Below are 20,916 nucleotides of genomic sequence, written 5' to 3' on the forward strand. Positions count from 1 at the left end.
AAATCCCCGCCGCCGCAGCCGAAAAAAATACCCCTGAGCCCACCACTGGCCAAGACCCCGCCACCGGCCAAGAGCCCAGCGCCGGAGCGGGCCAAGGCACAAAGGCGGGTGGAGATGCAGGTGCGCCCCACCGGCCCCATCCTGCCACCCTCCAACATCCAGGGCAATGCGCTGATGGTGGTGATCGCTATTATGGCGTTCCTCGCCTGTCTGACGCTTGGCGCGGTGTCGATGATACGCGGAACGGCGGCGAGCTGGCAAAGCCAGATCTCCCGTGAGGTGACGATCCAGATCAAGCCGGACGACACTGTCAACATGGATGAGGCCTTGACGAAAGCCAAGGACCTGGCGCTGACCTTCGTCGGCACCAAAACCGGACAGATCGTCGATGAGGCCGCAACGGCCCGTCTGCTGGAACCCTGGCTCGGCACCGGACTGGATATCAACGACCTCCCGGTGCCCCGGCTGGTCATTATCACCATTGACGAGAACAATCCGCCTGACTTCGCCGCCATGCGGGATCTTTTGACCTCGCAGATCCCCCAGGCCTCGCTTGATGATCACCGCACCTGGGTGGACCGCCTGGTATCAATGGCCCGCACCACGGTGCTGATTGGCTTTGGCCTGCTGATCCTGGTGTTTACCGCCATGGTGCTGACGGTGATTTTTGCAACGCGCGGCGCCTTGTCCGGCAATCGGCATATTATCGAGGTCCTGCATTTCGTCGGTGCCGAAAGCCTGTTCGTGGCGCGGGAGTTTCAGAAGCATTTTCTGAAGATCAGCCTGAAGGGCTCCGCAGCTGGCGGGCTTGCCGCAGCCGGCCTGTTCGCGCTGGCCAGTATCTGGCAGGACAATACGCTCGCCACACCGCAAGCCGATCAGGCCACCGCCATGTTTGGCCGGTTCGAAATCGGCTTTACCGGCTATCTCGGTATTTTCGCCACGATGATCGTTATTGCTCTGCTGACAACGGTCACGGCCAGGTTGACTGTGATGCGCGCCATCTATGAAATCGACCAGATCAGGTCGGACCCTAGCCGCAGTGGCGGGTTGCCACCCGAATGATCTTTTTATACGTCCTCGATGCGAGGATGCACCAGCATCCTCGATGCAGTCCCATTACCCACGAGCAATGATAATGCGCCAAGCAGACCCTGATAAGGATCGAGGCAGCCGGACCGCCAAACTATTCCATCGGCAGGCACCGCTGCGCCGCCTGCTTCGCTATGGAGGCTACGCCATTCTCCTGTTGATGGCCTGTCTTGTCGCTGGCTTCCTGCATTTTGCCGATGACGTCACAGCGATGATGCCGCCTGCTGAGCCCAAGGCTGATGCCATTGTCGTGCTGACGGGTGGCTATCAGCGCATCGACCAGGCTGTCGACCTGCTGCGCAAGGGATCGGGACGGCGACTGTTGATCTCAGGGGTCCATCCATCGACTTCGCCCGCGACGATCCGCAAAATGACGCAAGCCTCGCCCGATCTGTTTGCCTGCTGTGTGGACATGGGCTACCGCGCCATCGACACCATCGGCAATGCCAATGAAACCGCCCAGTGGATCCACGACAAGGGCTTTTCCTCGGTTCTGGTCGTCACCAGCAATTACCATATGCGCCGCAGCTTGATGGAATTGCGCCGTACAGATCATGAAACCCAGTTTATTCCCTATCCAGTCGTCACCGCCGATTTGCGCACCAGGGCCTGGTATGCCGATCCCAATGCGCTGCGTACGCTGATGTCGGAATACGCCAAGATCCTCATTGCCTATACCCGCGATCTCGGCGGCTGGGACAATTGGCAGGGGCTTCGCACGCCTGGCAATGCATCGCAGCAATCCTCCCAAAGCTAGTCGGACCTGCGATGCCGAACCATCTTCCTCTTATTGGAAAATTCGTATAGGCAGGGCCATCTGTCGGCGGAATATCTTCATGCTTGCTTTGCGGTCCCATGTTTTCAACGTGCTGTTCTATGCCTGCCTGATCCTCTGGATGGTCTTGGCCGCGCCGATCTATTTCATCTTGCCGCGCAAAACAGCCTATTCCGTCCCCAAGACATGGGCGCGATTCAGTCATTGGCTGATGAAAACCGTGGTCGGCACGACATTCGAAATTGAAGGCCTGGAGAATATCCCGCACTCCGGCTACATCCTCGCGCCGAAGCACCAATCCTTCTGGGATACCTATGCGCTTCTGCCCTGGCTGGACGATCCGGTCTATATCCTCAAGCGGGAATTGATGTGGATACCGTTCTTCGGCTGGTATGCCGCCAAGCAGAACATGATCCCGGTCAATCGCGGTGGACGGGGTAAAGAAATGGTCAAGGTCATGCAACGTGCCGCCGTGGAAGTGCGCAACGGCCGCCAATTGGTCATCTATCCCGAGGGGACAAGACGCCCGCCCGGCGCCGACCCTGAATATAAATTTGGCATCGCCCGGCTTTACCGCGATCTCAAAGTGCCGGTCGTGCCGGTTGCCATGCATGCCGGTCTGTTCTGGCCGCGGCGCAGCCTGATGCGCTATCCCGGGCATTACAAGATTCGTATCCTTCCCCCCATCCAGCCGGGAATGAAGCCCGATGCATTTTTTGAAACATTGACCCGCCAGCTGGAGACGGCCAGCGATGCACTGCTGCTGGAGGCCGCCCAGACCAATCCGGGTCTCCCCATGCCGCCGACCGCCAAACACCGTCTTGAAACCATGAGAGCGCAGGAACAGGCCAAGAACCCGTCATAGCGTCGGTTTGTTCAGTCCCTTGACCACGTGTTCCAGCCAATGATCACGGATGCCTATGCTGCGCAGGTGTTCCACGGTATTCTCGACATAGGCCCGGTTATCACCCGACTGGCCGCTGGCCTGCGCGGTAACCTGTACCGCCTCCTCAACGGTAATCGCTCCCGCATATTGACGGTGGTTTCGGTCCACCACATAACCAACGCCAAGCACCCGCCGTCCATCAGACAATTGCAAGCGCAACGTTCTTTCCTGATAGACCATCGTCACCAGTTCCCGCGCTCGCAAATAGTCCAGCGTTTGCGTCCATGCCGATGGACTGACGCGAAACGCCACACCGTGGCAGGAACCGCCGCGATCCAGCCCCAGAACCAGACCGGGCGTCTGTTCGGTGCCACGATGCACGAAAGATCGAACACAAAGGGAGCGGCGAAACCCGTGGGCCCTGGCACCCTGCCGTTCTTCATGGACAAAGCCGGGATTCCACATCAAAGATCCGTAGCCAAACACCCAAAATTCGTCCATATCGCACGTCATAATGCTCGCTCCTGCTGTCTCATTCTCGAATTCTGATAGGTTCGGGTTGAAATTATCCAGCAGAAATGAATTTTTACAGCAGTCTTTGCACTGATAACCGGTGCTGGGCTCTGATGACTCAAAAGTCGCTTCAGTGACCGCTGGGCAAAATGGAAGACAATTGGAGAAGCGCATGGCCATGTCCAGCCGGACGAAGAGACCACGGAAGAGATCGCCAGTTCTCTTGGTGGGCATTGTCCTTGTCCTGCTCGGTATCCTCTACACCGCAGGCTGGTTCGCCGCTGCCAATTACGCCACGACGAAACTCGAACATGCCTTTGACGGCGATAATCCGCTGGCCTCTGCCCTCGATTGCCCGGGAATGCGGATGAGTGGTTTTCCGCTGCATATCGGATTGAATTGCACCAAAGTATCGGTCAACGACAGCCGCAACGGTATTACCGGCTCATCAGGCGCTTTCCGGTCATCGGCCGAAATTTTCCGGCCCGGCAGAATCAAATGGGAAATCGACGGGCCTGCCATTCTGCAAACCTCCACCGGGCTTGCCGGTGCTTTTCAGTGGGACAGCTTTCGCTCCACCTTGTCACTGGGCATGAACGGCGTCGATTCGTCAGCAAGCGTGATCCAGAAATTGCAGGCCAACCTGACCGATGCGCTCTCCGGCCGGGTTCTGAGGATCGACGCCGCTGAGAGCCGAACGCGGCTGCAACGCGATGGCGAGGACCTCGTGGGAACCGCCCGCCTGACCGGCATGGATTTTGGCCAGGACGACCGTAACCCCGATCTGCCGCCCATGGCCGCACAGTTGGATGTGAAATTACTCGGCCAGGCCCGCGCCCTCGATATCGAACATCCTGAACCCATAGAATTGCGGGGTCTAAGCGGCGACATCCGCAATCTGCAAATCGATATGGGCCAAGGCAGGACGATCACCGCCAGTGGACCGATTTCCATAGATAACGCCGGCCTTGCCAATGGCACGCTCAAGCTGGAAATCGGCAAGGTCGATGCCTGGCGCGACCTGGTGATTGCCGCCTATCCCGAAACCAAGGACATCGCCCGGATGGCTGCCAAGGGGTTGAAAGCGGTCTTCCTCGGCCAGAACCAGGGCCAGGTGACCCTTCAGATCACCAATGGCGTCGTGGTGCTGGGCTTCATCCCGCTTGGCAATATCCCACCCATCTGAACCGGCGACGAACGACCTATGCGTTCGTCTTGCCATCCAGCCCATGACGGCCGAAATCCGGCACGTCCACATCCTGGCCCGCATCGATGATCGAGCGGCGTATGGTGCGGGTGCGGGTGAACAGTTCGAACAGTTTATCGCCCTCCCCCCAACGGATCGCCCGTTGCAGATAGGCGAGGTCTTCTGAAAACCGCGCCAGCATTTCCAGAATGGCGTCCTTGTTGTGCAGGCAGACATCGCGCCACATGGTGGGATCGGACGCCGCCAGACGGGTAAAATCGCGAAAACCGGAGGCGGAATATTTGATGACTTCCGATTCCGTCACGGCTTCGAGATCATCCGCAGTGCCGACGATATTATAGGCGATGATATGCGGAAGGTGCGAAACGATCGCCAATACCTTGTCATGGTGCAGCGGGTCCATTTCATCGACGCGCGAGCCCAGTGCTTCCCAAAAACGCTTGAGCCGGTCAATCGCCTGCTGATCCGTATTCTCCAGCGGTGTGAAAATGCACCAGCGTCCATTGAACAACCCGACAAAACCGGCATCGGGGCCGGATTTCTCCGTACCAGCCAGCGGATGACCCGGAATGAAATGCACATGATCCGGCATATGCGGCGCCATTTGCGCAATGACAGAGGCTTTGGTGGACCCCACGTCTGTGACGATAGCTCCCGGCGCAAGATGCGACGCAATCTGGATGGCCACCGCTTCGGACGCCCCGACCGGTACAGAAACGATCACCAGATCGGCCCCTGCAACCGCCTCGGCAGCCGACGTCGTATAGCGATCCCCAAGCTGCAATTCCTCGGCCCGCCGCAAAGTATCCACTGAGCGGGTTGAGACGACGATCTCACGCGCCAGGCCAAGCGCACGCACGTCACGGGCAATGGAAGAGCCGATCAGGCCGATGCCGATCAGTGCAATCCGGTCAAACTGAATGCTGGCCATCACCGTTTGCTCATAAATTCGGTCAGGGCATCCATCACGCCAAGATTGGCCTCCGGCGTGCCGATTGACATGCGCAGGGAATTGGCAAAGCCATAGCCCTTGACCGCCCGCAGGATGTACCCACGGCTGGTCAGGAAGTCATCCGCCTCCGGCGCCCGCTTGCCATCAACATCGGGAAAATGGATGAGCAGGAAATTGGTGACCGACGGCGTGACCTTCAAGCCGATCCCCTCGAAGGTTTCCGTCAACCGGTCCAGCCACTCGAGATTGAAATCCACAGCCTTATCGGCAAAATCACGGTCAAGAATGGCAGCAGCCCCCGCCGAAATCGCCGGGGCATTCATGTTGAACGGTCCGCGCACCCGGTTCAGGGCATCGAGAATGGCAGCCGGACCATACATCCAGCCGATCCGCAGCGCTGCCAGCCCGTGGATTTTAGAGAAAGTGCGGGTCATCACCACATTGCGGTTTTCAGAAACGATTTCCAGCCCGGCTTCGTAATCGTTACGACGAACATATTCGGCATAGGCCGCATCCAGCACCAGCAGCACATGTTTCGGCAGACCAGCGACCAGACGGCGAATATCGGCACCCGGCACATAGGTCCCCGTCGGGTTGCCAGGATTGGCGATGAACACCATCCGCGTCTTGTCCGTCACTGCCGCAAGAATGGCATCGACATCGACGCGGCAATCCTGCTCCTTGACCGTGACCGGCGTGGCACCTGCCGCCATGATCTGAATACGGTAGACCAGGAAACCATGCTCGGTGATAACAGCCTCGTCGCCCGTGCCCAGATAGACATGGCAGAGCAGGCCGAGCAGCTCGTCCGAACCATTGCCGCAGAGAATATTGGCCGGGTTCAGCCCGTGTGCGTCCGCAATCGCCTCCCGCAGCTTCACGGCCTGACCATCGGGATAAAGCTCCAGATTGGCAGCACCCGCCTTAAAGGCCTCGATGGCCTTCGGGCTTGGTCCCAGCGGCGTTTCATTTGATGACAGCTTGAACACTTTCGCAACGCCAGGGGCATGTTCCTTGCCGGGAACATAGGCGGCAATATCGAGGATCCCCGGGCGTGGAACGGGCTGGTTCATGGTGCTGCTCATTGACGCGATTTCCTGATTCTGACCTTGAACCTGATCCGGTTCAAACAATTTACGCAAGTAGCCCGGAACCTCTATTTTGTCGAGGGCGGCAAGAGGGTCTGGCGTGTGGTTGGCACGCCCTGCGGGCTCAAAACCGGAGCAAATACCCGGCGCGACGCGCGCATGGCAACGGGCAGGCCCTGATAGAGCCGCTTTTGCGCCTCGACAACAATAACGCCGGCAAAAGCCGGTGACAGCATGCGACCGAAGCGCTCGAAGGCACTATGCATTTTCAACATGGTTCTGAGCTTCGATGGAGGGAAAAACAATGCCTCGGTGCTGGCTCCGGGGGTAAAATTGGTCTCGCGCAGCAGCGCCGTCAACTGGCCCCGAGAATAGGGGCGGCCGGAGCCAAAAGGCGTATGCTCCATCCGCGCCCAGACCCCGCGACGATTGGGCACAACCATGACCAACCGCCCACCCGGTGCCAGAACCCGCCAGATTTCCTTGAGCGTCTCGCGCGGATTCTCGGCAAATTCCAGGGAATGGACCATCAAAACCCGGTCGATGGAACTGTCGGGCAGCGGCAATTCCTCATCGAACACCAGCGACGTGGCCGAAAGCTCACCCGGCGGCCAGTTCACCGCGCCTTGTCCGGCAGGCATGAAGGCGAATGTGCGCTCGGTATCGGCCCGAAACCGATCCAGGTACGGCACTGAATAACCCAGCCCCACCAGCCGCTCCTCCGGCAGCCGCGCCCAGAGCGACGACAGCGCCATGGTAATGGATTGCTCGGCAGCATGGCCAAGCATGGTGTGATAGAACTGACGAAGATCGACTATATCCACATGCATGGCACAATTGTTAGCAGCAGGCTGTTGGACATCAAGGCCCCAGGCACTAGATTCTCCTCAAATCGCCCTGCAATCGCCACTGCCCAGCCATCGCCACTGCAAAGTCATCGCCACTGCAAAGCCAAAGGGTCACCCCGATGAAAAGCCCGGATATCGAAATCTTCCCGTGCCGCACCGACAATTACGGTGTGCTGGTCCATTGCTCTGAGACCGGCCTGACCGCATCCATCGACGCGCCGGAGGAAGGCCCAATCGTGGCCGCTGCCGAAAAACGCGGCTGGCAGATCAGCCATATCTTCACCACCCATCACCATAACGACCATGTCGAGGCCAACCTGGCGCTGAAGCAAAGATATGGCTGTGAAATCATCGGCCCGGTCAACGAAGCGGTCGCCATTCCAGGTCTGGACCGGTCTGCGTATGACGGGGAAGAGTTTTTATTCGGACCGCACCGGGTCCAGGTGATCGAAACGCCGGGCCACACGGCAGGCCATGTCTGCTATCATTTTCCAGACGCCAAACTGCTGTTTGCCGCCGATACGCTGTTTGCGCTCGGCTGCGGACGGCTGTTCGAACGGCCGGCTGCCGACATGTGGCATTCCCTGCAAAAGCTGGCCGTGCTGCCGGATGAAACCGCTATTTATTTCGGCCACGAATACACACTGTCCAACGCCCGTTTCGCCCTGACCATCGACCCGGACAATGAGCGGCTGCAAGCCCGCGCCCGCGACATCGAGGCGATGCGCGCGCAAGGGCAATTTACCATTCCCACCACCATGTCTATGGAAAAGGAAACCAATCCGTTCCTGCGAGTGGCCGATCCAAAAATCCGCCGCAACCTGGTGATGGAAAGCAGGACCAATGAAGAGGTGTTTGCCGAGATCCGCAAGCGCAAGGACAATTTCTGATGGCCGATGCCGATGAGATCATTGCCGCGCTGGTCATGCAGCCCCACCCGGAAGGTGGCTGGTACTGTGAAACCTTCCGCGACAGCAAAGGCGGAGCGCGCGGCCATTCCACCGCCATCTACTATCTGCTGCAAGCAGGCCAGCGCTCCCATTGGCACCGGGTCAAGGACGCGGCTGAAATCTGGCATTATTATGCTGGCGCACCGCTGGCGCTTTACCGTTCGAATGACGGTCAATCCGTGGAAACCCTGGTTCTTGGTAGAGACCTTGTGCGCGGCGAGCGACCCCAAGCCATCATCCCAGCGCTTAGCTGGCAGGCGGCGGAAAGCCTTGGGGAGTACACTCTGGTTGGCTGCACCGTCGCACCGGGCTTTACTTTCGACGCTTTCGAAATGGCCCCGCCGGGCTGGGAACCAGGTCAGCCTCTTTGATAACCTGGCATACTGTTATGCTTCGGGTCCCCATGTGCTTCAGGCCCCCATGTACTTCAGGCCCATGTCAGCATGAACCGATTTGTTGCGCTGCAAAATCCGATTTTTTTGGAGTGGCGACATGACGATGAATACACCTCTGAATGCGATCGAATCGCGCGGCACGCGTTACAATAGCAGCATGATCTGGCTGCATTGGGCAACAGCGTTGTTGGTGCTCACCCTGTTTCTCTCGGCGGAAATCTGGGAATTTACGGAAAAAGGCGGTGCGCTGCGCAATGGCCTCAAGGCACTGCATTATGGTGCCGGAATCACACTGTTCGCAGTGTTTATACTGCGGCTTGTCTGGCGGATCGCCAGTCTTAAAACTCTACCAGAGGAAGAAAAAGGCGTTTTGGGGTTGATGGCGAAGGCTGTGCATTATCTGCTCTATTTCGGGCTTGCCGCGCAGATTTCCCTCGGCTTTCTATGGCGCTGGTCGCAGGGCAAACCGGTTGATTTCTTTGGGCTGTTTTCCATTCCCGATCTCATCGGCGTATCGCCAGATTATCGCCATCTGCTCGGCGACATGCATTCTCTCCTCGCCTGGGTCATCATCGGCGCGGCCACGATTCATGCCCTTGCGGCGATTTTCCATCATACCGTGCTGAAGGATGGCGTGTTGATGAAGATGATGCCCGGCAGGTAACCGTCAAGCCGCATCTTCGATGGCTGTCTTGCGGCGGAACATGCCGCTTGCAGCCAGGACCGCGCCACCCGTGATCAGCACACAGGCACCAAGAATGCGCAGGTTTGCCTCACCAAAACCAAAAACCAGCAGCACCAGCGTCGATAGCAACGGGGCGGCATAGGACGCTGCCCCCAGGATCTGGATATCGCCATTCTTGACCCCGTAATCCCAGGCATAGAAGGCTGCTCCGACCGGCAACAGCCCAAGACCCGCCACAGCAAGCCACTGGCTGGCGCTATCCGGCCAAACGGACGTTTCGAGCCAGAGGTGGCAGAGCAGCGACAACAGTGCCGTGGCGAGGCAGAAGCCGGTCACCACATCGGTGGAGACCGCATCGAACCGGCGCGTGACCAGCGAGTAGCTGGACCAGGTCAAGGCGCAGAGCAGGGCCGCGCCATAGCCCATCGCATAGGCCGGATCAAAGGACAGGCCGTTTTTGCCGATGATCAGCACGGTGCCGCATAGCCCGGCAATCGCGCCCGCCATATGATACCAGCGCAGCCGCTCCCCCGGCAGCAGCGCTGATCCAAACACGATCAACAGCGGCCAGAGATAGGCAATCAACCCGGCTTCCACGGCAGGGGCATTTCTCAGCGCCGTGAAGTAGAGGAAATGATAGCCGAACAGGCCGGCAATCCCGACCAACCAGACCTTGGCCGGTTGTTTCAGCAATTTAAGCCGCTCCGGTCGGACAATGAAGGTGGCAATGCCGGGAAGACTGCCGATGGCAAAGCAGATGGCCGAGAGCTGGAAGGGCGGCATGGTTCCGGACGCTGCCGTAAACAGCGCCAGAAAAGACCACATCAAGATGGCTGAAAACCCGATCAGCGTTGCCCGAACCTTCATCCGCCCCTCATAATTTTACCGCTGATCAGGCTCCAAACCGGGTCGCTGTGATCGACAGCGTTCCCACCCGCGTTGGCACCCGCGCATAAACAGGGGCATATAAGGTCATGGTTCCGGTCTTGGCAAACCAGATTTCCATATCGTTGGCACTGCGCAGATATTCGATATCGCTGCGGCCCTTGTTAAAGCCGGATTTCGGCACATAGCGCACGGAGCAGACAATCGCCTCGCCCGAAACATTGCCCGCGGTAAACTTGTTCTTGCCCTTTGGCGACATCACCAGATCCAACCGGCTTTCACCATCGAAAATCGGCAGGGTCCGAGAGCAGATCTTGCCATCGTCGGGCAGGGTCAGGCCGCCGACCGGATCGAGCACGGAACGCAGATCGCTGGCACTCACCGGTATCCAGCGGTCGTTGTTGCGGTTCGGTTGAGGGGTGATTGTCGTGGAGACGACATTGCCGCCCGCATAACGCACGTCATAGACCCGCGTCCGCTTGCCTCGCGTATAGACCAGATTGTAATTGCTGGCCTGCAAATGCTTGTCATCAGCCACCTGCCCCGTCACCTTGGTCTTTGCATCGAGACTGGTGAAGACATTGGCAATGCCCGCCGACGAAATCGTGCCAGTAATGGTGTAGCCGGGGCGTGTCACCTCGGTAACGAAGGTCGCACGGGCGACAGGCAGGCCAAGCAGGGTGACGCGGTATTCATTGCGATAGGTCTCCCCTGCAAAGGCAGAGCCGCTGGCGCAGACCAGCGGAGCGCCAAGCGCGACCAGCAGAGCGCCAAGCGCGACCAGCAGAAAAGACAGTTTACGAACAAGCTTAAAACCCATTGCGACACCATGGCTCCAATGTCTGTTACCCCTTCATTTATGACGTTCACTATGGCAAGACCATAGCCGAAGCGTCGATAAATCCGCCCTTTTGCCAAGGTTTGTCTTGACGGGGCGGCTTCAGCTGACTATAGAACCGCAACTTTCCAATCAGACCGCGTTGGATTGCGCCCTGGGTTATTGCCCGGAAAGCTCTCTGACTGCCAATAAGAATAGGTGCATCATGTCCCGCAGTTGCGAATTGACCGGCAAGGGCGTCCAGTCGGGTAATAATGTAAGCCATGCCAACAACAAGACCCGCCGCAAGTTCCTTCCGAACCTGTGCGACGTTACGCTGATTTCCGATGCCCTCGGCCAGCGCTACCGTCTGCGCGTCTCTGCTGCTGCTCTTCGTTCCGTCGAGCATCGCGGTGGCCTGGATGCCTTCCTGTTGAAGGCAAATGAAACCGAACTGAGCATGCGCGCTCGTCTGCTGCGCCGCCAGATCGTCAAGAAGACCGCAGTCGCCGCCTGATATCAGGCAGCCACAGCATTGACATAACGAATGGGCTTGAACGGTAAAACGTTCGAGCCTTTTCGCTTGCGCCGTTCTTGCCAAAGTCTTTGGCATAGCGGCAAATATCGACCCTTTCTTGTTATGGCCAGTCCGCATGTGGGCTGAGCTATAGCTGGTGGCATCTCCCAGGATAAAAAAATGCGGATCACACGGCACATCTTCGTCTACAGCCTACTCATGACCCTGGTTGTGGTCGCCTCCAACATCCTTGTGCAGTTTCCGCTGTCGGGGCAATTGGCGGGCGTGCAGCTCGGCGACCTCTTGACCTATGGTGCCTTCACCTATCCGGTCGCCTTTTTGGTCACCGACCTCACCAATCGCCAGTTCGGCCCCTCCACGGCCCGCAAAGTGGTGTTCGTGGGCTTTCTGGTGGGCGTGGCGCTGTCCTTCGTCACCGGGCAGCCACGCATCGCCATTGCCTCAGGCACCGCCTATCTGGTCGGGCAATTGCTTGACATCAGCGTCTTCAACCGGCTGCGTCAGCAGGACTGGTGGAAAGCGCCGCTGGCCGGTTCGCTGCTTGGCTCGGTACTCGATACGGTGATTTTCTTCTCGCTGTCCTTTGCGCCGGTCTTTGGCTTCATCGGCCCGAATGATGATTTTGCTATCAGCTCAGCGCCGTTGCTTGGCGCGTTTTCCCCTGAAATCCCGCGCTGGATCTCATGGGCCATCGGTGATTTTACCGTGAAAATGCTGGTCGGCCTGATCATGCTTTTGCCCTATGGGGCATTGATGAACAGGCTGAAGCCCTACCAAGTTGCGCGGGCTTGACACCTGCTGCCTTACGGTAGCAGCCGGAACTCCAGCATCAGCGTCCGTTGCAACATGAAGTGGTTGTCGTCAGAGACCAGGATCAGGCGAAGATCCCCATTGCCCATGTCTACCACATCCAGGCCTTCCATATTGTCGATCTGAAAGGTTTGATCGGCCTCGAGCAGGATCTCCCCATCCCCCAGCGCGCCCGGCTTGATGCTGTCGCCCTTGACGCGCACGATGCGCATCCCCAGCCCGCTTGGAAACCGGAATCGCCGCTCCAAGAGCAGCAGATCGCCATCCGGCAGCCATGCGCCGTCCGTCACGTCAAAATCGTCACGGCGCACCAGCTTGAAGCCGCCCGGATGCGGACCATCGACCACGCCAGCATAGAGATTACCCTTGGCGTCCAGACTCTCCTCGGTGATCGTTACCAGGCCACCGGCAAGCGGCCCTTGCGCAGGCGATGCTGTCAGCATTTCCAGGCTGCGATTGCTCTTTAGGACCGTCTTGGGGAAAGGCAAAGGCAGGCTTTTTCCCGGCTTGGCCGTTTCAAATCCGTCGAGTGGGTATTGATCGATCCGATGGCGTTGCTCAAAGCCGACATAGATCTTGTCGCCACGGATCGCCAGGCTCTCGGCATCCATCGCCCGTTTCGGTGCATTGCTGCGGCCTTCGCGGTCCAGCATCGGAGCCAGAGAGACCCCATCAATGCCGGAAAGGCGACCCTTTTCATCTCGTTTGATTTCGCCGGAAATCCAGTGGCCTGTGTCCAGCACGCCAATGAAACGCTTGCCATCCGGTCGAAACCGGATCGAAGACCATGCGCCAAACAAACTGTCTGAAGATGTCAGGTCCAGCCCACCGAGAAATTCCAGTTTGCCGAACACGGTCTGGTTCGAGGCCGGATTGAAATATTCAATTTTGCGGCTACTCACCGCAGCAGACTCACCCACGGCCTGAGATGCTGCCAAAAGCAGTGCGGAGCCGCAGCAGAAGGCAGCCAAGGCTTTGCGAGAGGTGATTAGCAACAGATCACACGCACTCAGCTAGCGCGGCGGAACGAACCGCCACGGGCACCCTTAGTGGGCTTGTCTTCGAAGAGGCCAGCCAATTGCTCGGTCATCGCCCCTGCCAATTCATCCGCATCGACAATGGTCACGGCCCGGCGATAGTAGCGGGTGACGTCATGGCCGATGCCGATCGCCAGCAATTCGACCGGAGACCGGGTCTCGATCTGCTCGATCACAGCGCGCAAATGCCGTTCCAGATAATTACCGGGATTGACCGACAAGGTCGAATCGTCCACCGGCGCACCATCGGAAATCATCATCATGATCTTGCGCTGCTCACGCCGCGCCAACAGCCGGTTATGCGCCCAGATCAGCGCTTCACCGTCGATATTTTCCTTGAGCAGGCCTTCGCGCATCATCAGGCCGAGATTGCGCCGTGCCCGCCGCCACGGCGCATCCGCCGATTTATAGACGATATGGCGCAAGTCGTTGAGGCGGCCCGGCGTCGGCGGCTTGCCGCTGGCCAACCATTGCTCGCGGCTCTGGCCGCCCTTCCAGGCCTTGGTGGTAAAGCCAAGGATTTCCACCTTGACGCCGCAGCGCTCCAATGTGCGGGCCAGGATATCGGCGCAGGTGGCGGCAACCGTAATCGGTCGTCCGCGCATCGAGCCGGAATTGTCGATCACCAGCGTCACCACCGTATCGCGGAACTGGGTGTCCTTTTCCCGCTTAAACGACAGCGGCTGCATCGGATCGATGATCAGCCGGGTCAACCGGGCCGGATCGAGATAGCCCTCTTCCAGATCGAAATCCCAGGACCGGTTCTGTTGCGCCATCAACCGGCGCTGCAAGCGGTTGGCCAGCCGACCGACCGCGCCTTGGAGATGGGCAAGCTGCTTGTCGAGAAAGGCGCGCAACCGATCCAGTTCGGCTTCGTCGCACAGCTCTTCCGCCGAGGTCTCTTCATCGAAGGCCTCGGTAAACATCTTGTAATCGACTTTTTCATTGAAATCGTCGAACGGGCTGGCCGGACGACGCATTTCACCGGGAGTCTCGCTGTCCTCGTCGCCTTCCTCTGACATATCGTCATCGGAAATTTCGGCGCCGTCCATCTCGCCATCGTCCATCTGCTCTTCGGCAGATTCGCTTTCATCAGCGGGCGCGCTTTCAGAGCCAGCTTCCTGCTCGGAATTTTCCTGCTCTTCCTCGCCGCTGCGCTGCTGGTCTTCTTCGGATGTCTCTTCCTGCTCGGCCTGTTCCGGGTCCTCGCCGAAATCCTCGGCCATTTCCATCGAAGACAGCATATGCCGCACGACGCGGGCAAAGGCCTGCTGGTCCTCGATCACATTGGCCAGATTGGAAAAATCACTGCTGGCCTTTTCCTCAATGAAGGAGCGCCAGAGATCCAGCACCTTACCGGCACTTTCCGGTGGCTTCTGACCGGTCAGCGCCTCACGGACCATCATCGCCACGGCTTCTGACAGTGGCGCATCCTCGCGCCGCTCGATGCCGGAAAAATTAGCCTTGGCATATTTTTCCGAGGTCATCGATTTCAGATTGGCGGCAACGCCGGTCATCCTCAAGGCACCGATCGATTCCACCCGGGCCTGTTCGACCGCATCAAACACCGAACGGGCATCCTGCCCCTCCGGTGCCATCGAGGCATGAACTTTCTGGTCGTGGCAGGCGAGCCGAAGCGCCATGGAATCACCAAGACCCCGCGTCACCGCCAGTTCATGGGCGGTGGGACGCTTGGAAATTTCCGGCAGGCGAATCCGCTCACCGGCAATGCCCGGACGATCATTGGCAAAAGCCACTTCAACGCTTGGATCGCCGGCAATCGACCGCACGCAGCCGGTAATCGCCCGGCGCAACGGTTCGGTATCGACCGCCGTGCCGGGTTTCGCCTGGGAATTATCGCCGCGACCTGCCATGTTCCTTAAGTCTCTTTTCAGGCGCCAAGAACGATATTGGCAGCACTTTCCTTGAGTTCAATGCCAAAGGCGCGCTGGTATTGCTCGGCCACCAGGGTCCGCTCCAGTTCGTCACATTTGTTGAGGAAGGTGACGCGGAAGGCAAAGCCGATATCACCGAAGATCTCGGCATTTTCGGCCCAGGTGATCACGGTACGCGGGCTCATGACGGTCGAAAGATCGCCATTGATGAAGGCAGACCGAGTGAGATCGGCCAGACGCACCATCTTGGCCACATTATCGGGGCCGTTCTGAGTGGCGGCAAAGCCCTTGACCTTGGCCAGGACGATATCGACTTCCTTTTGATGCGGCAGATAGTTCAGCGTGGTGACGATCGACCAGCGGTCCATCTGCGCCTGATTGATCTGCTGAGTGCCGTGGTAAAGACCAGTGGTGTCGCCAAGTCCAACCGTATTGGCCGTCGCAAACAGCCGGAAAGCGGGATGTGGGCGGATAACGCGGCTCTGGTCGAGCAGGGTCAGGCGGCCAGAGGATTCCAGCACCCGCTGGATAACGAACATCACGTCCGGGCGTCCGGCATCGTATTCGTCGAACACCAGCGCCACATTGTGTTGATAGGCCCAGGGCAGAATGCCATCCTTGAATTCGGTGATCTGCTTGCCGTCCTTCAGGACGATGGCGTCCTTGCCGACCAGGTCGATACGGCTGACATGGCTATCGAGGTTGACGCGCACGCAGGGCCAATTCAGCCGGGCAGCGACCTGCTCGATATGGGTGGATTTGCCCGTGCCGTGAAAACCGGACACCATGACGCGGCGGTTGTGAGCAAAACCGGCAAGGATGGCCAGCGTGGTTTCCCGATCGAACAGATAGTCGGGATCGAGATCCGGCACATAGGAATCGCCCTTCGAATAGGCAGGCACGCGAATGTCGCTGTCGATGCCGAACACCTCCCGGACGGAAACTGTCGTGTCGGGCAGGTTGGCGATATCAAGGTCAATTTTGCTCATCGTCTCTCCAAGCCGGGCGGCATCTCCCAGCGCATACAATCAAGGTCGCATACAATCAGGTCGCATACGCAATCGGATATAGTCTTCGATTAACAGAAACCTGCCTGCTTTAACAATTGATAGGCCTGAATAACAGCCCGAAAACGCTCTTCAGAACCTCTGTCTCCGCCATTTGCATCTGGATGATGTTTTTTGACAAGCTCTTTATAGCGCCTCTTGATATCTTGGGCGGTGGCAGCGCCCGTCAAGCCCAGGGCATCGAAGGCTTTTGCTTCCAGCGTCTTCAACTTTCGCGCCTGCGGCTCGAACCGCGACGCATTGCCGCGCCCTTGCGAGACAAAGCCGAAAGGATCTCTCATCCGCGCCTGCGCCGTGGCCGAACCGGAGCGCTGGGTGGAGTGAATGGGTGATCCCTTGGCCGCCTTGTTGACGCCAACCGTCCAGGTCGGGCGATGACCGGTGATCGCCTCCTTCTGGTAGCGGGCAATTTCGCTGTCGGACAGACCGGAGAAGTAATTGTATCCCTTGTTGTATTCCTTCACATGCTCGAAGCAGAACAGGAAAAACTTGCCTTCGGCATTGCGACCCACCGGTGCCCGGTGCACGCCCGGCCGCTCGCAGCCGTCCCACTGGCACGTGGTGACAGGCGGCTCCGGTTCCGCATCCTTCTTGCGGCGCGTTCTGATCTTGTCGAAATATTTTGAGTCGAGTTTCATTGGCAAATTATGAGGCTTTCCCCATCTCACAACAAGAATTGACAAATCATATTGTTCTTGGCCATTTGGAGGCTTTTCTCTAAACGCCCGAATTGGTCAGCAGAATTGGACGCCACCGCATGCAGAGCCACCAGATGTCACTTCGCCAGACGATAGAGCAGAAATTGACACAGGCCTTCCAGCCCGAGCGCCTGCTGGTGATCGATGAAAGCCACCACCATGCCGGCCATCAACCGGATATGACCGGCACCGGCGAAACCCATATGCGGGTGCGCATCATCTCAGGCCGTTTTACCGGCCTCAGCCGCCTGGCCCGGCACCGGGCTGTCACCGACCTGCTAAAGCCTGAACTGGATGCCGGGCTGCATGCGTTGGCCATCGAACCATCAGCGCCCGGCGAGGCAACGCGCTGGTGAGATCAGCCGGGCAGATTGTCTTGTAGAAAGCCCAGCACTTCCGAGGACGGCACATCGTCGGCGACGAAAGACTGTCCGATACCGCGGGTGAGAATGAAGGTCAATTGACCGCCCTTGACCTTCTTGTCTTGGGCAATAGCCTTCATCAACTCTTCGGCGGGCGGCATATCGCCGGGAATCTCAGCGATCCGGGTGGGCAGGCCAACCTCTTTCAAATGGCTCTCAACCCGCTTGGCATCGTCGGGGCTGGCTAGATTGAGCCGGGCCGAGAATTCATGGGCCATCACCATGCCGATGGCAACGCCTTCACCATGCACGAGACGGCGGCTATCATAGCCCGTGGCCGCTTCCAGCGCATGGCCGAAGGTGTGACCGAGATTGAGCAGGGCTCGGCGGCCATGTTCACGCTCATCAGCCACGACCACATCGGCCTTGGCCTGGCAGGACAGCGCAATCGCCTGCGTGCGGGCCGCTCCACCGGCAAACACCTCGCGCCAGTTGCGCTCCAGCCAATCGAAAAACTCCGGCTTGTCGATCAGGCCATATTTCGCCACTTCGGCATAGCCGGCACGAAATTCCCGTTCGCTCAACGTATTCAGCACGGCAGTATCGGCCAGAACCAGATCCGGCTGATTGAAAATGCCAACCAGATTCTTGCCCTGCCTTGCATTGATGCCGGTCTTGCCGCCGACGGAACTATCGACCTGCGACAGAAGCGAGGTCGGGATCTGCACGAACCGCACCCCGCGCCGGACGATGCCCGCCGCAAAGCCGGTAAGATCGCCGATGACGCCGCCGCCAAGAGCGATCACCACATCATTGCGCTCGATACGCGCTTCCAGCAGCACGTCGCAAACCTTGGTCAGGTGCTCAAAGCTCTTGGTCTTTTCACCGGCAGGCAGGGTCAGCGACACCGCTTCAAAACCGTCCGCCTCCAGGCTGTCCATCAGCGCGCCGTGGTAAAGCGCCCCGACATTCTCATCGGTGACGATGGCCGCCTTGCGGCCCTTGATACGGGTAGAAATCTCGCCGCCCGCCCGCCCGATCAGGCCCTTGCCGATCAGGATATCATAGGCGCGCTCACCAAGAGGTACATGGACTAGGCGCTCTGAGGATTCGGGGCGTTCGGATGCCTGATCTGTGCTCATCGCTTGCTCCTGCCTTTGCTGATATAGGCGATCACCGCATCCATCACCTCAGCGGAGATGGCTTCCTTGCGCCCATCGCGCGACAATACGGTAATATCGGCACGCTGGTAGATCGGGTAGCGCTCCAGCATCAGCTTTTCCAGCGTCTGTTTCGGGTGTTCGGTTTTCAACAGCGGGCGATGATCGCGCTTGTTGACCCGCTCCCACAGCACATCCAGATCGGCTTTCAGCCAGATGGAAATACCACCACGCTCGATCTGCCTGCGGGTCCGGTCATTGATGAAGGCGCCGCCGCCGGTCGAGACCACTTTCGGCCCGGACCTCAGCAGCCGCCGGATCACCCGGGTTTCCAGCGCCCGGAATTCCGTCTCGCCATAGGCTGCGAACAATTCGCTGATCGTCATGCGCGAGACCCGCTCGATCTCGGTATCGGTATCGATGAACGGCAGATTCAATTGCTGGGCCACGAGACGCCCGATCGCGGATTTTCCAGCCCCCATCAGGCCGACGAAAATCAGGTTTCGACGCCCGAGCACCGAGCGGGCACGCTCAGCAAGAGGTAGAACAGCATGGGGCATCGAGTGGGTCATCAGCCTTTTCGCAACAGGTTTACCACCCTATTGACAAATGCCGGGGCCACGTCAAGCACTTGCCGCACATGCCAGCAAGAAACAATCATCTGCATGGCCCGTGGCCTCCCTTAACTGCCAGGGGTTTAGGGTGTTATCAGGCAAAACCTGGCACGTTCCATCTTGAAACAGGAACGGCTCCAGCCGATATTGCTGATGTGTGTTGCACTGAGGGAAAAGCAAAACTGTTCTTTCCCGAAGATATAAACGACACCCAGAGAACCCAAAGTGTTACAGCAAACTCGACTGCTTCTTCTGGGAAGCACGGCACTGTACACCATGCCTTTTAAGGCAGGAGGCCGTCATCATGCCCACCTTGTTCCGCTTCCTGTTCGTCATTGCCACTGTGGCGGCCATGATCTATGCGGCGATGTGGGCTCTGGTCATCTTCGTGGAACCAGGCCAGCGGGAGATCACCGCAACCATTCCCGCCGCGCAAATCAAGCCGCAGCAGCCATGACGGTCATGGCACAGACACCAAACAATAGAAACGACAGCATCCATGGTTGATCTCGGCCACGCCCGAATCGAAGCTTTCCTTGAGATGATGAGTGCCGAGCGCGGTGCGGCGGGCAACACACTCTCTTCCTATGAACGGGATCTGGAAGATTTGCATGGCTTTCTGGCCACGCGCAAAGTCAGCGTCATGGCCGCCACCAGCGACGACCTCTCCGCCTATCTGGCCGATCTTGGCCATCGCGGTTTCGAAGCCTCGTCCCAGGCCCGCCGTCTGTCGGCGCTTCGGCAATTCTACAAGTTTCTCTATGCCGAGGGACTGCGCGGCGACGATCCGACTTCGATCCTCGATACCCCGAAAAAGGGTCGGCCTCTGCCCAAGACCCTGTCGATTGCCGATGTCGACAGGCTTCTATCCCTGGCCCAGGCCGAGGCGGCGTTGGAAGGCCCCGACCGCCTGCAAAGGCTGCGGCGCCTGGCGCTGCTGGAGCTTCTCTATGCGACGGGCATGCGTGTCAGCGAACTGGTCTCGCTTCCGGCCAATGTGCTTGCGCAGGAGGGCCGGTTTCTGGTGATCCGCGGCAAGGGCAACAAGGAGCGGCTGGTACCGCTGTCGCGCTCGGCCATCGCCGCAATGCAGGTTTATGCGCAGGCCAAGGAAATCGAACAGGCAGAAAAACCACCATCGAAAAAAACAGCGTCGAAACAAACAGAGTCGAAACTGGGAAAATCATCGGGCATTGGCTTCCTGTTTTCAGCCGCCAGCCGTGAAGGCTATCTGCCCAGGCAGGTTTTCGCGCGGGAATTGAAAGATCTGGCCATTCGCGCCGGTCTCAGCGGCGATGCGGTGTCGCCACATGTGCTCAGGCATGCTTTTGCCAGCCATTTGCTCGAAAACGGCGCGGATCTGCGTGTTGTGCAGGAATTACTGGGACATAGCGACATTTCGACGACGCAAATCTACACGCATGTGCTCGAAGAAAGGCTCCAGATTCTGGTTGAGACACATCACCCTCTTGCAAAACATAGGAAAAACCACGATTAGAAGCCCGGCTAGGCGATGTGCTAAGCCCCTTTGGTTGGCACGCAAATTGTTTGCAAGACAGACATGCGGCCAAGCATTGCGAAGACATTTACGGTTTCACACCATCAAGGATGGGTGGTGAGATCAGGCATATAGTCAGAGATT

At 58.6% G+C, this 20,916-nt stretch carries 24 protein-coding genes; 12 read left to right on the top strand and 12 right to left on the bottom strand.

Going from position 1 to position 20,916, the window contains the following annotated elements; genetic code table 11:
- Positions 1-114: 114 nt before the first annotated feature.
- The 3 genes from AVCG78_RS14225 to AVCG78_RS14235 all read left to right on the top strand — a co-directional run bounded on the left by AVCG78_RS14225 (position 115) and on the right by AVCG78_RS14235 (position 2,732).
- A complete protein-coding gene (locus AVCG78_RS14225; RefSeq protein WP_015917320.1) occupies positions 115-1,065 on the top strand; it encodes a cell division protein FtsX in 951 nt (316 codons plus the stop codon).
- A gap of 73 nt (positions 1,066-1,138) precedes the next feature.
- A complete protein-coding gene (locus AVCG78_RS14230; protein ID WP_041697142.1) occupies positions 1,139-1,849 on the top strand; it encodes a YdcF family protein in 711 nt (236 codons plus the stop codon).
- Between the two features lie 79 nt (positions 1,850-1,928).
- Positions 1,929-2,732 (top strand): lysophospholipid acyltransferase family protein, encoded by an 804-nt coding sequence (locus AVCG78_RS14235; RefSeq protein WP_071202900.1) that lies wholly within the window; start codon positions 1,929-1,931, stop codon positions 2,730-2,732.
- Here the strand turns inward: AVCG78_RS14235 and AVCG78_RS14240 are convergent.
- On the bottom strand, positions 2,727-3,266 hold the full coding sequence (locus AVCG78_RS14240; protein WP_015917323.1) for a gamma-glutamylcyclotransferase: 540 nt from the start codon (positions 3,264-3,266) through the stop codon (positions 2,727-2,729). The genes AVCG78_RS14235 and AVCG78_RS14240 overlap by 6 nt on opposite strands.
- 226 nt (positions 3,267-3,492) lie before the next feature.
- Between AVCG78_RS14240 and AVCG78_RS14245 the strand changes: the two genes are divergently transcribed.
- Positions 3,493-4,452 (top strand): DUF2125 domain-containing protein, encoded by a 960-nt coding sequence (locus AVCG78_RS14245; RefSeq protein WP_071202902.1) that lies wholly within the window; start codon positions 3,493-3,495, stop codon positions 4,450-4,452.
- A gap of 16 nt (positions 4,453-4,468) precedes the next feature.
- Here the strand turns inward: AVCG78_RS14245 and AVCG78_RS14250 are convergent, their stop codons facing one another.
- From AVCG78_RS14250 to AVCG78_RS14260, 3 genes are all read right to left on the bottom strand, one after another.
- A complete protein-coding gene (locus AVCG78_RS14250) occupies positions 4,469-5,404 on the bottom strand; it encodes a prephenate/arogenate dehydrogenase family protein (protein WP_071202903.1) in 936 nt (311 codons plus the stop codon).
- Positions 5,404-6,510: a histidinol-phosphate transaminase gene (gene hisC, locus AVCG78_RS14255; protein ID WP_071203229.1), complete on the bottom strand. Its 1,107-nt coding sequence runs from the start codon at positions 6,508-6,510 to the stop codon at positions 5,404-5,406. The genes AVCG78_RS14250 and hisC overlap by 1 nt, the downstream gene beginning before the upstream one ends.
- A 71-nt stretch (positions 6,511-6,581) precedes the next feature.
- Positions 6,582-7,343 (bottom strand): class I SAM-dependent methyltransferase, encoded by a 762-nt coding sequence (locus AVCG78_RS14260; RefSeq protein WP_015917327.1) that lies wholly within the window; start codon positions 7,341-7,343, stop codon positions 6,582-6,584.
- Positions 7,344-7,480: 137 nt separating this feature from the next.
- Between AVCG78_RS14260 and gloB the strand changes: the two genes are divergently transcribed.
- From gloB to AVCG78_RS14275, 3 genes are all read left to right on the top strand, one after another.
- Positions 7,481-8,251 carry a hydroxyacylglutathione hydrolase gene (gene gloB / locus AVCG78_RS14265; RefSeq protein ID WP_071202908.1) on the top strand — a complete coding sequence of 257 codons (771 nt, stop codon included), beginning with the start codon at positions 7,481-7,483 and terminating at the stop codon, positions 8,249-8,251.
- Positions 8,251-8,682: a cupin domain-containing protein gene (locus AVCG78_RS14270; RefSeq protein WP_071202910.1), complete on the top strand. Its 432-nt coding sequence runs from the start codon at positions 8,251-8,253 to the stop codon at positions 8,680-8,682. The genes gloB and AVCG78_RS14270 overlap by 1 nt, the downstream gene beginning before the upstream one ends.
- 121 nt (positions 8,683-8,803) lie before the next feature.
- Positions 8,804-9,370, top strand: coding sequence for a cytochrome b (locus tag AVCG78_RS14275; protein WP_197434944.1), 567 nt, complete (start codon positions 8,804-8,806; stop codon positions 9,368-9,370).
- Positions 9,371-9,373: 3 nt separating this feature from the next.
- On the opposite strand, the gene yddG is transcribed toward AVCG78_RS14275, so the two are convergent.
- Together yddG and AVCG78_RS14285 are read right to left on the bottom strand one after the other, a co-directional pair.
- Entirely contained in the window at positions 9,374-10,258 is an 885-nt protein-coding gene (yddG, locus tag AVCG78_RS14280; RefSeq protein ID WP_071202912.1) for an aromatic amino acid exporter YddG, read from the bottom strand.
- 25 nt (positions 10,259-10,283) lie between these two features.
- Positions 10,284-11,096, bottom strand: a complete 813-nt coding sequence (locus AVCG78_RS14285) for a DUF3108 domain-containing protein (protein WP_139191330.1) — start codon at positions 11,094-11,096, stop codon at positions 10,284-10,286.
- A 223-nt stretch (positions 11,097-11,319) separates the two neighbouring features.
- Between AVCG78_RS14285 and rpmB the strand changes: the two genes are divergently transcribed.
- Both rpmB and AVCG78_RS14295 read left to right on the top strand, forming a co-directional pair.
- Complete coding sequence (rpmB, locus tag AVCG78_RS14290; protein WP_015917333.1) at positions 11,320-11,610, top strand: 50S ribosomal protein L28; 291 nt, start codon at positions 11,320-11,322, stop codon at positions 11,608-11,610.
- 180 nt (positions 11,611-11,790) lie between these two features.
- Positions 11,791-12,423 (top strand): queuosine precursor transporter, encoded by a 633-nt coding sequence (locus tag AVCG78_RS14295; protein WP_071202913.1) that lies wholly within the window; start codon positions 11,791-11,793, stop codon positions 12,421-12,423.
- Positions 12,424-12,434: 11 nt separating this feature from the next.
- Here AVCG78_RS14295 and AVCG78_RS14300 read toward each other — a convergent pair whose 3' ends face one another.
- The 4 genes from AVCG78_RS14300 to AVCG78_RS14315 all read right to left on the bottom strand — a co-directional run bounded on the left by AVCG78_RS14300 (position 12,435) and on the right by AVCG78_RS14315 (position 17,078).
- Positions 12,435-13,412 (bottom strand): esterase-like activity of phytase family protein, encoded by a 978-nt coding sequence (locus AVCG78_RS14300; protein ID WP_409065479.1) that lies wholly within the window; start codon positions 13,410-13,412, stop codon positions 12,435-12,437.
- A gap of 38 nt (positions 13,413-13,450) precedes the next feature.
- Positions 13,451-15,352, bottom strand: coding sequence for a cobaltochelatase subunit CobT (gene cobT / locus AVCG78_RS14305; protein ID WP_071202917.1), 1,902 nt, complete (start codon positions 15,350-15,352; stop codon positions 13,451-13,453).
- 17 nt (positions 15,353-15,369) lie between these two features.
- On the bottom strand, positions 15,370-16,362 hold the full coding sequence (cobS, locus tag AVCG78_RS14310) for a cobaltochelatase subunit CobS (protein ID WP_071202919.1): 993 nt from the start codon (positions 16,360-16,362) through the stop codon (positions 15,370-15,372).
- Positions 16,363-16,451: 89 nt separating this feature from the next.
- Positions 16,452-17,078 (bottom strand): J domain-containing protein, encoded by a 627-nt coding sequence (locus AVCG78_RS14315; protein ID WP_041697155.1) that lies wholly within the window; start codon positions 17,076-17,078, stop codon positions 16,452-16,454.
- 134 nt (positions 17,079-17,212) lie between these two features.
- Between AVCG78_RS14315 and AVCG78_RS14320 the strand changes: the two genes are divergently transcribed.
- Positions 17,213-17,494: a BolA family protein gene (locus tag AVCG78_RS14320; protein WP_071203267.1), complete on the top strand. Its 282-nt coding sequence runs from the start codon at positions 17,213-17,215 to the stop codon at positions 17,492-17,494.
- A gap of 2 nt (positions 17,495-17,496) precedes the next feature.
- Here AVCG78_RS14320 and aroB read toward each other — a convergent pair whose 3' ends face one another.
- A complete protein-coding gene (aroB, locus tag AVCG78_RS14325) occupies positions 17,497-18,642 on the bottom strand; it encodes a 3-dehydroquinate synthase (protein ID WP_071203233.1) in 1,146 nt (381 codons plus the stop codon).
- On the bottom strand, positions 18,639-19,232 hold the full coding sequence (locus AVCG78_RS14330; protein WP_139191332.1) for a shikimate kinase: 594 nt from the start codon (positions 19,230-19,232) through the stop codon (positions 18,639-18,641). Before AVCG78_RS14330 ends, aroB begins: the two co-directional genes overlap by 4 nt.
- Before the next feature lie 346 nt (positions 19,233-19,578).
- Between AVCG78_RS14330 and AVCG78_RS14335 the strand changes: the two genes are divergently transcribed.
- Entirely contained in the window at positions 19,579-19,731 is a 153-nt protein-coding gene (locus AVCG78_RS14335; RefSeq protein WP_015917342.1) for a hypothetical protein, read from the top strand.
- 42 nt (positions 19,732-19,773) lie between these two features.
- Positions 19,774-20,772, top strand: coding sequence for a site-specific tyrosine recombinase XerD (locus AVCG78_RS14340; RefSeq protein WP_071202923.1), 999 nt, complete (start codon positions 19,774-19,776; stop codon positions 20,770-20,772).
- Positions 20,773-20,916: the final 144 nt, after the last annotated feature.

Source organism: Gillisella vitis (genome assembly GCF_021559775.1).
Taxonomy (GTDB): domain Bacteria; phylum Pseudomonadota; class Alphaproteobacteria; order Rhizobiales; family Rhizobiaceae; genus Allorhizobium; species Allorhizobium ampelinum.